The organism is Corynebacterium sp. HMSC11E11 (assembly GCF_001807025.1).
Lineage (GTDB): Bacteria > Actinomycetota > Actinomycetes > Mycobacteriales > Mycobacteriaceae > Corynebacterium > Corynebacterium freneyi.
On record NZ_KV787154.1, the window covers coordinates 1 to 11,811 of the forward strand.

Here is an 11,811-nt window from a genome sequence, read left to right on the forward strand (position 1 = left end):
CCGCGGCCGCCGCCCGCGTGGCCCGGTCCTCCGGCGCCGCCGCCGACGCGGCCGCGGACCTGTCCGACACGTCCGCCGCCGACGACAACACCGACACCGACCGCGAAGGAGACGTGTGATGACCGCCTTCACCGACGCCTGGACCGCCAGGATGATGGACAACTACGGCACGCCGCGCATCGAGCTGGTCAAGGGCGAGGGGCCGTGGCTGACGGACTCCGAGGGCAAGAAGTACCTCGACCTGCTCTCCGGCATCGCCGTCAACGCATTGGGCCACGGCCACCCGGCGATCGTCGACGCCGTGTCGAAGCAGATCGCCGAGCTCGGCCACGTGTCCAACATCTTCGGCTCCGAGCCGCCGCTGGAACTGGCCGAGAAGCTCATCGAGCTGACCGGTTGGGGCGCGGAGGACACCCGCGTGATGTTCTGCAACTCCGGCACGGAGGCCAACGAGGCCGCGTTCAAGTTGGCGCGGCTGACCGGTCGCCGCCGCATCATCGCCACCAACCACGGGTTCCACGGCCGCACGATGGGCGCCCTGGCCATGACCGGCCAGCCCGACAAGCGCGCGCCGTTCGAGCCGATGCCCGCCGGCGTCGAGTTCGTGCCCTACGGCGACATCGAGTTTTTGACCAAGACCATCGAGTCCGACCCGCTCAGCGTCGCGGCCGTCATCATGGAGCCCATCCAGGGCGAGACGGGCGTCGTCGCGCCGCCGGAGGGCTATCTGGAGCAGGTCCGGGCGCTGACCGAGCGCTACGGCGTCATGATGATCATGGACGAGGTGCAGACCGGCATCGGCCGCACCGGCGCCTGGTTCGCCCACCAGCACTCCGGCATCGTGCCCGACGTCATGACCCTGGCCAAGGGCCTCGGCGGCGGACTGCCGCTCGGCGCGGTCATCGCCCACGGCGAAGCCGCGAAGCTGTTCACCCCGGGCACCCACGGCACCACGTTCGGCGGCAACCCGGTGTGCGCGGCGGCGGCGCTGGCCGTCATCGACGCCCTGGAGTCGGAGGGCCTCATCGACCGCGTGGCGGAGAAGGGCCGGATCATGGCCCGGAAACTGGCCTCGCTCGACGGCGTCGACCACGTCCGCGGCCGCGGCTACATGCTCGGCCTGGTCCTCGACGGCCCGCTGGCCAAGGGCGCCGTCGACGCGGGCTACCGCAACGGCGTCATCCTCAACGCCCCGCAGCCCAACGTCATCCGCGTCGTGCCCCCGCTGAACCTGACGGACGGGGAAATCGACCGGGCCGTCGAGCTCGTCGGCCAGTGCCTGGCCGAGGCGCGGGCGGCCCTCGACGAAAAGCATGCCGAAGGCGACGACGCCTGACCACCGCCGAATCGGCGGCGGACCCCACCCGGGGAAGACGACGGCTGGCCCGACGGCCGACCGTCGTAAAGCACGAAACAAAGGCACGAACAACGCAGAAAGGAGCCGTGGGACGGTGACCATCCGACACTTCCTCGCGGACGACGACCTGACCCCCGCCGAGCAGGCGGAGGTCCTCGCGCTGGCCGCGAAACTCAAGGCGGACCCGTACGGGACCCGCCCGCTGGAGGGGCCGCAGTCCGTGGCCGTGCTGTTCGACAAGACGTCGACCCGCACCCGCTTCTCGTTCGACGCGGGCATCGCGGCGCTCGGCGGCAACGCCATCGTCGTCGACTCCGGCGCCTCCCAGATGGGCAAGGGCGAGACCTACCAGGACACCGCGGCGGTGCTGTCGCGCTTCAACTCGGCCATCGTCTGGCGCACCTACGCCCAGGTCGGCCTCGAAGCCATGGCCGACACCGCCACCGTCCCGGTGATCAACGCGCTGTCCGACGAGTTCCACCCCTGCCAGATCCTCGCCGACCTGCAGACCATCATCGAAAACGTCTGCCCCGACGAAGGCCAGGCCGGACTGTCCGGCCGCAAGGCGGTCTACTTCGGCGACGGCGCCAACAACATGGCCAACTCGTACCTCGTCGGCTTTGCGACGGCCGGACTCGACGTGACGATCTGCGCGCCCGAGGGATTCCAGCCGGAGGCCCGTTTCGTCGAACGCGCCGAAAAGATCGCCGCCGACACCGGCGCGACCGTCACCGTGACCGCCGACGTCGACGAAGCCATCGTCGGCGCCGAGATCGTGCTCACCGACACCTGGGTGTCGATGGGCCAGGAAGACGACGGCCTCGACCGCCGCACCCCCTTCCTGCCGTACCAGGTCAACGCCGAACTCATGGCCAAGGCAGCCGACGGGGCGATCTTCCTGCACTGCCTGCCCGCCTACCGCGGCAACGAGGTCACCGCCGACGTCATCGACGGCCCGGCCTCCGTCGTCTTCGACGAAGCGGAAAACCGCATGCACGCCCAGAAGGCGCTGCTGACCTGGCTGCTGGAGCACAGCCGCGCCGCCGGCGGGGAAGCGTAGGCGACCATGACCATCCCCGGTTCCCGCACCGCACGGCAGGCCCGCATCGCGGATCTGCTGCGCCGGCGGCGAATCTCCAGCCAGATGGAGCTCGCCACCCTGCTGGCCGCGGAGGGCATCGACATCGCCCAGGCGACGCTGTCCCGGGACCTCGACGAACTCGGGGCGCGCAAGATCCGCGAGGACGACGGGGCCGCCCGCTACGTCCTCGAAGGCGACTCCGACGGCATCCACGCCGGCAGGGGAGCGGTCGCCCGCATGCGGCGAGTCCTCGACGAACTGCTCGTGGCCGCCGACCACTCCGGAACCATCGCGGTGCTGCGCACCCCGCCCGGGGCGGCGCAGTACCTGGCCAGCGTCATCGACCGCGCCGGCCTGCCCGACATCGCCGGCACGATCGCCGGCGACGACACCATTTTCTGCCTGGCGCGGGAGCCCCTCACCGGGGCGGACCTGGCCCGGCGTTTGTCCGGCGACGCCGGGCAGTAGAATCGACAAGAATCAACACCCCCAAGAAGGAGCGAACCCACATGACTGATCGGGTCATTCTCGCCTACTCCGGCGGCCTGGACACCACCGTCGCCATCGAGTGGATGAAGCAGGAGACCGGCGCCGAGGTCGTCGCCGTGTCCATCGACGTGGGCCAGGGCGGCGAGGACATGGAGTCCATCCGCCAGCGTGCGCTGGACGCCGGCGCCGTCGAGTCCGTCATCGTCGACGCCCGTGACGAGTTCGCCGAAGAGTACTGCCTGCCGGCCATCAAGGCCAACGCCCTGTACATGAAGCAGTACCCGCTGGTTTCGGCTCTGTCGCGTCCGCTGATCGTCAAGCACATGGCGCAGGCCGCCAAGGATCACGGCGGCACCCACGTCGCCCACGGCTGCACCGGCAAGGGCAACGACCAGGTGCGTTTCGAGGTCGGTTTCTCCAACACCGCCCCGGACCTGAAGATCATCGCCCCGGCCCGCGACTACGCCTGGACCCGCGACAAGGCCATCGCCTTCGCCGAGAAGAACGACATCCCGATCGAGCAGTCGAAGTCGTCGCCGTTCTCCATCGACCAGAACCTGTGGGGCCGCGCCATCGAGACCGGCTACCTCGAGGACCTGTGGAACGCCCCGACGAAGGACGTCTACGCCTACACCGAGGACCCGACCCTCAACTTCAACTCCCCGGACGAGGTCATCATCTCCTTCGAGGACGGCAAGCCGGTCGCCATCGACGGCAAGCCGGTCACCATGCTGGAGGCCGTCGAGGAGATGAACCGCCGCGCCGGCGCCCAGGGCGTCGGTCGCCTGGACATGGTCGAGGACCGTCTGGTGGGCATCAAGTCCCGCGAGATCTACGAGGCCCCGGGCGCCATCGCCCTGATGACCGCCCACGCGGCCATGGAGGACGTCACCGTCGAGCGCGAGCTGGCCCGCTACAAGCGCGGCGTCGAGGCCAAGTGGTCCGAGCTGGTGTACGACGGCCTGTGGTTCTCGCCGCTCAAGCGCGCGCTGGACACCTTCATCGAGGAGTCCCAGAAGGGCGTGTCCGGCGACATCCGCATGACCATGCACGCCGGCAACTGCAACGTCAACGGCCGTCGTTCGAACTCGTCGCTGTACGACTTCAACCTGGCCACCTACGACGAGGGCGACACGTTCGACCAGACCCTGGCCCGCGGCTTCGTCGAGCTGCACGGCCTGTCGTCGAAGATGGCCGCCAAGCGCGACTTCAACCTGTAAGACCGCGCGTCGCACGACCAGAACCGCGCAGCTGCCCGGCCCCGGTTTCGGGTGCCGGGCGGCAGCATTCCATCACCGATGAGGAGCACCACCGACATGTCCGAGCAGTCCGCCGTCGAGCAGCACGGCACCAACGAGGGTTCGCTGTGGGGAGGCCGTTTTTCCGGCGGGCCCGCCGACGCCATGGCGGCGTTGAGCAAGTCGACGCACTTCGACTGGGTGCTCGCCCCGTATGACGTGCTGGCGTCGAAGGCCCACGCGAAGGTTCTCAATGCGCGGGGCCTGCTCACCGACGACGACCTGGCCACCATGCTGAAGGGCCTGGACGAGTTGGGCGCCGACGTAGCGTCCGGCGCGTTCGGCCCGGAGGAGTCCGACGAGGACGTCCACGGTGCGATGGAACGCGGGCTCATCGACCGCGTCGGCCCCGAGGTCGGCGGCCGTCTGCGGGCGGGGCGTTCCCGCAACGACCAGGTGGCCACGTTGTTCCGCATGTGGGTCCGCGATGCGGTGCGCGACATCGCGGCCTGCGTGCTGGACCTGGTCGACGCCCTGGCGGACCAGTCGGCGGCCCATCCGGATGCGATCATGCCGGGCAAGACGCACTTCCAGGCGGCCCAGCCGGTGCTGTTGGGTCATCAGCTGCTGGCCCACGCGCAGCCGTTGCTGAGGGACGTCGAGCGCATCCGGGATCTGGATCGTCGTCTGGCGGTGAGCCCCTACGGCTCGGGTGCGTTGGCGGGTTCGTCGCTGCACCTCGACCCGGAGGCCATCGCCGCGGAGCTCGGCTTCGATTCGGCGGCGGACAACTCCATCGACGCGACCAGCTCCCGCGACTTCGCGTCGGAGACGGCGTTCGTGCTGGCCCAGATCGCGGTGGACATGTCCCGTCTGGCGGAGGAGATCATCGCCTGGTGCACCCCGGAGTTCGGCTACGTGACGCTTGCCGACGAGTGGTCGACGGGGTCGTCGATCATGCCGCAGAAGAAGAACCCGGACGTCGCGGAGCTCACGCGCGGCAAGACCGGTCGTCTGATCGGCAACCTGTCGGGTCTGATGGCGACGCTGAAGGCGCAGCCGTTGGCGTACAACCGTGACCTGCAGGAGGACAAGGAGCCGATCGTCGATTCCGTCGCGCAGCTGAATCTGCTGCTGCCGGCCATGACGGGCCTGGTGGCCACGCTGACGTTCCACGAGGATCGGATGCGCGAGCTCGCCCCGGCCGGTTTCACGCTGGCCACCGATCTCGCGGAGTGGATGGTGCGCCAGGGCGTTCCGTTCCGCGTCGCGCACGAGGCGTCGGGGCAGTGCGTGCGGATCGCGGAGTCCCGCGGCGTGGGGCTGCACGAGCTTTCCGACGACGAGCTCGCCGGCGTGCACGAGTCGCTGACCCCGCAGGTGCGCGAGGTGCTCACCATCGATGGTGCGGTGGCGTCGCGCGATACCCGCGGCGGCACCGCCGGGGTGCGCGTGGCCGAGCAGCTCGGTCGGGTGCGTTCGACGTCGGCCGACGGTCGCGCGTGGGCGGAGGCGCCGGTGCGCTCGTCCTAGGTGACGAGTGCTCGAGCGCCGGTCAACGGCGCTCACCCTGCGGGGGTCGTTTTGATCCCTTAGTCTCTTTTCATGTCCTCTGCTTCTGCTCCGCGCGCGCGGAAAACGGGCGCCCGGGTCGTGGCGCTGATCCTCGTCGTCGTGGGCGTGCTCGCGGTCGCAGTGGGCCGCGGGTGGGTGTCCGTTCCCGGCCTGTCGGAGGATTCTCCGGGCGGGGGCCCGGGATCGGGCGGCCTCGGGGGCGGGGGAGACCTCCGCCTGGTCGCCGGCGTCGTGGGCTCGGAGAAGCTGGAGTATTTCCGCGATCCCGCCGTCCGCGAGGTGTTCGCCGACCACGGCCTGGAGGTGACGGTCGAGGCGGCCGGTTCGCGCACGATCGCCACCGGCGTCGATCTCGACGAATTCGACTTCGCGTTCCCCTCGTCGGCACCCGCGGCGAAGCGCATCGCGGAGGAGAATCCGCATGAGGCGGAGACCACCCCGTTCCACTCGCCGATGGCCGTGGCCACGTTCCGGCCGATCGTCGACGTCCTCGCCGCCGAGGGCGTCGCTCGCGAAGAAGACGGTCACTGGTACATCGACATGACGGAGTACCTGCGCCTGGCGGAGGAGGGGACCCGGTGGCGTGACGTGGGCGACGGCGCCTACCCCTCGCCGCGGACGGTGCAGATGTCGACGACCGACGCCCGCACGTCGAATTCGGCGGCGATGTACGCGTCCATCCTGTCGTGGGCGGGCAACGACGGCGCCGTGGTCGCGGACCGCGGCCAGGTCGACGCCGCCGTCGAGCGCATCGCACCGCTGCTGGCGGGCCAGGGATTCACCGAATCGTCCTCCGCCGGGCCCTTCGCCGATTACCTGTCGCAGGGCATGGGGGCGAAGCCGATGGTGATGATCTACGAGTCGCAGTTCCTCGAGCGGCAGATGAACGCCGAAGAGTCGATCCGCGACGACATGGTGCTGGCCTACCCGGATCCGACGATCCAGTCGAAGCACACGGTCATCGGCCTGAATTCCGACGGCGCGGAGGTGGCTCGGTTGCTCGCCGAGGATCCCGACCTGCAGCGGTTGGCGGCGGAGCACGGTTTCCGTCCGCAGTCCAGGAGCGTTTTCGACGAGGTGCTCGCGGACAAGGGAGCGCCTGCGCCGCCGGAGTTGGTCTCCGTCATCGATCCGCCGAGTTTCGATCTGCTCGAGGCGCTGTTGACGGGCCTCGGCGAGGAGTTGGGCGGGCGCGGCGAACCGAGCGCCGCCGAAGAGGATGCCGGTGCCGCCGCCGATGCGCCGGTGGGCGAATGAACCGGACACACGGGAAGGAATCGATCATGGATGTTTCGCGTTGGAGGTCCTCGTTCGCGGTGGTCGTGGCGGCCTTGACGGCGTTGTTCCTCGTCGCCTGCTCCGGCGGCGACGGGGGAGGGGCGGGTTCCGGTGGGGCCGGCGCCGACTTCGAGCCGGATTCCTCGCTGGCCGGGGGCACGATCCACATCGCCGCGGCCACGGAGCTGGCGGACCTCGAACCCGTCATGGAGCGGGCGTCGGAGGATCTCGGTTTCGACGTCGTGATGGACTTCCCCGGCGGCACGTTGGACAACTCCGAGCGACTGGGCGCCGGCGAGTTCGATGGCCGCTATGACGCCACGTGGTTCGCCACCAACCGGTACGCCGAGCTCATCGGCGCGGACGACAAGCTCGTGGGCGCGGAGAAGATCGCCACGTCTCCGGTGGCCTTCGGCGTACGGTCGGCGAAGGCCCGCGAGCTGGGCTGGGATTCGACGGCCCCGACGTGGGCGGAGATCGCGGAGGCGACGTCGAAGGGCGATTTGACCATCGCCATGACCGACCCGGGCACGTCGAATTCGGGTTTTTCGGCGCTGGTGTCGGTCGCGACCGCCGTGGCCGACACGGGCAACGCCCTGACCGCCGAGGACGTCGATCGCGTCGCCCCGCAGCTGCGCGACCTGTTCGAGGGCCAGACCCTCACCTCGGGCTCGTCGGGGTGGCTGGCGGAGACGTTCCGGGATGACCCGACCCGCGCCGACGCGATGATCAATTACGAGTCGGTCCTCCACGACCTGAAGTCCGACGGGCTCGACGTCGAGATCATCGTGCCTGCCGACGGCGTGGTCAGCGCAGACTATCCGCTGTCGGCGCTGGCGGAGCCGGCGGATGCGAAGGCCCGCGAGCGGGTGGAGTCGATCGTCGAGTGGCTGCGGGCCAACCCGGACGTCGTGCGGGATTCCTTCCGACGACCCGCCGACCGGTCCGATCCCGCCCCGGAGCTGACGGACGATCTTCTCATCGAACTTCCCTTCCCGGGATCGAAGGAGGTGACGGACCGTCTGGTCCGGGCGTACCACAACGAGCTGCGCAGGCCGGGTGACACGGCGTTTGTGCTCGACACCTCCGGTTCGATGGAGGGTGAGCGCATGCGCTCCCTGCAGGCGACGCTCACGTCGCTGGTCGACGGCAGCGCCCGCACGTCGACGTCGGAGGTCGGTTTCCGCGACCGCGAGCGGATCAGCCTGCTGCCCTTTGCCTCGCAGCCCGGGCAATCGACGACGGTGCGGTTTTCCGCGGCCGACCCCGGCCCGCGCACCGAGTTGCTCGATGCGATCGGTCGGCTGGAACCGTTCGGCAGCACGGCCATCTACGGTGCGCTCATCGACGCCTACGACACCATCGACGTCGGTGACGCCGGAATCCCGTCGATCGTGCTCATGACCGACGGCGAAGTCACCGATGGCCCGGGGTTGGGCGAGTTCCTCGCCCACTACCGTTCGCTGCCGAAGGAGCGCCAGGCGATCCCGGTCTTCGTGATCCTCTACGGCGAGGCCAACGTCGGTGAAATGGAGGAGCTGGCCAAGGCCACCGGCGGTGAGGTCTTCGACGCCCTCAACGGTGATCTGGATGCCGCGTTCAAGGAAATTCGTGGCTACCAGTAGTTCGGGCGGCGCCGGGGGCTTCTTCGCCTCCCGCCGCAACATCGTCGGCATGGTGTTGGCGGTGCTCGTCATCGTCGGCCATCTCGCCGTCGGTTTCGGCGCCTTCTGGCCGGTGGCTGCCGCCGCCGCATGGGGTGTCGGCGTGCTGCTGACCCCGGCGGAACGGACCCCCGACGGCACCGGGGCCCTGGAGTCGTCGGATGCCCGGCCGGCCGTCGTCAAGCGAAAGAGCCCGGAGGAGCTGGGCCGCGACCTGCGCCGCCGCATCGAGGGCTGGTCGACGTCGCCGTTGCCGCGGGAGGTGCGGGACGAAATCGTCGTCGTCCACGCGGGGCTGGTCGAGGCGCTGGGCAACTGGCCGCGGCTGGAATCGATGCCGCACCACAGGTCCGTCGTGGCGCAGATCATCAACTCCGACCTGCCCGAAGTCGTCGACGGCTACCTCGCCATCGCCCCCGACCGCAGGTTCGCCGCCACCGAGGACATCGTGGACCTGCTCGACCTGCTGGCCCACCAGGTCGACCGGATCAACTCCGACGCCGACACCGTCGCCGACGCCGAACAACGTGAACTCGAGCGCAAACGGCTGGAGATGGAGCTGCGCTTCGGTCCCCGCCCCGACGTGCCGGACGACGACGATGGCGTCCCGTCGTCGTGGACGTCGTAGAATCGATCGTCATGAGCCTCGATCCGAAGTTGCTGGACATCCTCGCCTGCCCCCGCGACAAGGGGCCGCTGACGTATCTCGAGGACGAGTCCGTCCTGGTCAACGAGCGCCTGGGCATCGCGTACCCGATCGAGGACGGCATCCCCGTGATGCTTTCCGACGAGGCCGTCGACTGGCCCCGGTGACGGGCGGGTCCCTGAACCGGGAGATCCTGTCCGGGCACCCGGCCGACGCCGCGAAAGCGCTGCTCGGCCGGGTTCTCGTCGTTCCCGGCGACGGTCTGCGGGCGCGGATCACGGAGGTGGAGGCCTACGGCGGGCCGGCTGATTCGCCGTGGCCCGACCCGGGGGCGCACACGTGGCCCGGCGTGACCCCGCGCAACCGCGTCATGTTCGGGCCCGCAGGGCACCTGTACGTGTACCGGTCGTACGGCATTCATTTCTGCGCGAACGTGACGGCCGGCCCCGATGGAGTCGGTGGCGGAGTTCTGCTGCGAGGTGCGGAGATCCTGGAGGGGGAGGACGTCGCGAGGCGGAGGCGGAGCGCGGCGCGCGGGAATCTGGCACGGAAGAGCCCGGTGCTGCGGGACCTGGCGCGGGGGCCGGGAAACCTGGGGCAAGCCCTCGGCATTGACTTGGGCGACTATGGGCTGGACCTCTTCGATCCTTCCTCGCGCGTGCAGCTCGGTGCGGGGGAGCGGGCGCCGGTGGCCGATGCTGAGATGCGAGATGCCGAGCTGCGAAATGTCGAGCTGCGCTCCGGTCCGCGCGTGGGATTGAGGGCGGCGTCGCAACGCCCGTGGCGATTCTGGCTGCCCGGCGAGCCCGGGGTGTCGGCGTATCGTCGTCATGCCAAAGCCGACGGACTGGCCTGAGCAACGGGACGGACCTGGTGCGGCGGCGCCCACGTGGGGACGCGCCCGTGCGGGTCGACCCCGCCACGCCCGCCGCGTTCCGGCACGTTAGGATGTTCCGCGTGACCGACATGAACATCATCGAAGACCTGGAATGGCGCGGCCTCATCGCGCAGTCGACGGACCTGGACGCCCTGCGCGCCCTGGTCGAGGAGGGGCCCATCACCGCGTATGTGGGCTTCGATCCGACGGGTTCGTCGCTGCACGCCGGCCACCTCGTTCCGCTGGTGATGCTCAAGCGTTTCCAGGACGCCGGGCATCGCCCGATCGCCCTGGCCGGTGGCGCCACCGGCATGATCGGCGACCCGCGCGACGTCGGCGAGCGTTCCATGCTCACCGAAGAGGAGATCGCCGGCAACGTCGCGAAGATCGAGGAGCAGCTGCGCCGATTCGTCGACATCATCGAGGAGGATCAGCCGGGCCGTGGCCTGCTGGTCAACAACTACGACTGGGTGTCGAAGATCTCGGTGATCGAGTTCCTTCGTGACTTGGGCAAGAACTTTTCGCTCAACACGATGCTCGACCGCGACACCGTCAAGCGTCGCCTGGAAAACGACGGCATGTCCTACACCGAGTTTTCCTACATGCTGCTGCAGGCCAACGACTACGTGCACCTGCGCCGCACCCACGACTGCCGCCTGCAGATCGGCGGTTCGGATCAGTGGGGCAACATCGTTTCCGGCGTCGACCTGAACCGTCGCCTCGACGGCGAGAAGGTCCACGGGCTGACCGTGCCGCTGGTGACCGACGCGGAGGGCAAGAAGTTCGGCAAGTCCACCGGCGGCGGCAAGCTGTGGCTCGACGCCGAGCTGACCAGCCCGTACGCGTGGTACCAGTACTTCATCAACGCCGGCGACTCCGTCGTCATCGATTACCTGAAGTGGTTCACGTTCCTGACCCGCGAGGAGATCGCCGAGTACGAGGTCGCGGTCGCCGAGCGTCCGTTCAAGCGCGAGGCTCAGCGTCGCCTGGCGCAGGAGATGACGGACCTGGTGCACGGCGAGGATGCCCGCAAGGCCGTGGAGCTGGCGGCGCAGGCGTTGTTCGGCCGGGCCGAGTTGTCCGACTTGGATGAGGCGACGCTGGCCGCGGCGGTGTCGGAGACCGAGGTTGCCGACGTCAACGCCGGTGAGCCGGATACCGCGGTGGATCTGCTGGTCGCATCGGGCCTGGCGAAGTCGAAGGGCGAGGCGCGACGCACCATCAAGGAGGGCGGCGCCTACGTCAACAACGAGCGCATCACCGACGAGGAGTGGGTGCCCGCCGATTCCGATTTGCTGCACGGCACGTGGCTGGTGCTGCGCCGAGGCAAGAAGAACTTCGCCGGCGTGCGCATCCACCGCTGACCAACGCATCGATGGCGCGTGGTGAAGAAGCGCGCGTCGAGGTGCATGCATCGTGTCCGTCATCCCGGAGCCGAATCCGGGGTGGCGGGCTTTTTTCGTGCGGGAGCGTGGCGTGCGAAGTGCGCCCTTGAGCGGTTTGCGTGATGCTTTGGGGCTTTACGACGGCCATGTGGGAGGCAAGATGGCCGAGAAGCAGGCAGTGACCAGGACTTTTGGTGTCCGTGGTGGTCGTGTGTAGTGTT

Annotated in this window: 11 protein-coding genes; all 11 read left to right on the forward strand. The window is 69.2% G+C overall.

Annotated features, from left to right (window positions below; translation table 11 throughout):
* The first annotated feature begins 118 nt into the window (after window positions 1-118).
* The 11 genes from HMPREF3121_RS08980 (at window position 119) to tyrS (ending at window position 11,569) form a co-directional block, all read left to right on the forward strand.
* Window positions 119-1,336, forward strand: a complete 1,218-nt coding sequence (locus HMPREF3121_RS08980; protein WP_070522487.1) for an acetylornithine transaminase — start codon at window positions 119-121, stop codon at window positions 1,334-1,336.
* A 115-nt stretch (window positions 1,337-1,451) separates the two neighbouring features.
* Window positions 1,452-2,417, forward strand: a complete 966-nt coding sequence (gene argF, locus HMPREF3121_RS08985; protein WP_070522490.1) for an ornithine carbamoyltransferase — start codon at window positions 1,452-1,454, stop codon at window positions 2,415-2,417.
* Window positions 2,418-2,423: 6 nt separating this feature from the next.
* Complete coding sequence (locus HMPREF3121_RS08990) at window positions 2,424-2,906, forward strand: arginine repressor (RefSeq protein ID WP_035119575.1); 483 nt, start codon at window positions 2,424-2,426, stop codon at window positions 2,904-2,906.
* Window positions 2,907-2,947: 41 nt separating this feature from the next.
* Window positions 2,948-4,147 (forward strand): argininosuccinate synthase, encoded by a 1,200-nt coding sequence (locus HMPREF3121_RS08995; RefSeq protein WP_070522493.1) that lies wholly within the window; start codon window positions 2,948-2,950, stop codon window positions 4,145-4,147.
* A gap of 96 nt (window positions 4,148-4,243) precedes the next feature.
* On the forward strand, window positions 4,244-5,698 hold the full coding sequence (argH, locus tag HMPREF3121_RS09000) for an argininosuccinate lyase (protein WP_070522496.1): 1,455 nt from the start codon (window positions 4,244-4,246) through the stop codon (window positions 5,696-5,698).
* Window positions 5,699-5,770: 72 nt separating this feature from the next.
* Window positions 5,771-6,997 carry a hypothetical protein gene (locus HMPREF3121_RS09005; protein WP_070522499.1) on the forward strand — a complete coding sequence of 409 codons (1,227 nt, stop codon included), beginning with the start codon at window positions 5,771-5,773 and terminating at the stop codon, window positions 6,995-6,997.
* A gap of 26 nt (window positions 6,998-7,023) precedes the next feature.
* Window positions 7,024-8,643, forward strand: coding sequence for a VWA domain-containing protein (locus HMPREF3121_RS09010; RefSeq protein ID WP_070522501.1), 1,620 nt, complete (start codon window positions 7,024-7,026; stop codon window positions 8,641-8,643).
* Window positions 8,630-9,310, forward strand: a complete 681-nt coding sequence (locus HMPREF3121_RS09015) for a hypothetical protein (protein ID WP_070522505.1) — start codon at window positions 8,630-8,632, stop codon at window positions 9,308-9,310. Before HMPREF3121_RS09010 ends, HMPREF3121_RS09015 begins: the two co-directional genes overlap by 14 nt.
* A gap of 11 nt (window positions 9,311-9,321) precedes the next feature.
* Window positions 9,322-9,495, forward strand: coding sequence for a Trm112 family protein (locus HMPREF3121_RS12740; protein ID WP_070522507.1), 174 nt, complete (start codon window positions 9,322-9,324; stop codon window positions 9,493-9,495).
* An 11-nt stretch (window positions 9,496-9,506) separates the two neighbouring features.
* Window positions 9,507-10,184: a DNA-3-methyladenine glycosylase gene (locus HMPREF3121_RS09025; RefSeq protein ID WP_070522509.1), complete on the forward strand. Its 678-nt coding sequence runs from the start codon at window positions 9,507-9,509 to the stop codon at window positions 10,182-10,184.
* 110 nt (window positions 10,185-10,294) lie between these two features.
* Window positions 10,295-11,569 (forward strand): tyrosine--tRNA ligase, encoded by a 1,275-nt coding sequence (gene tyrS, locus HMPREF3121_RS09030; RefSeq protein WP_070522512.1) that lies wholly within the window; start codon window positions 10,295-10,297, stop codon window positions 11,567-11,569.
* Window positions 11,570-11,811 lie beyond the last annotated feature (242 nt).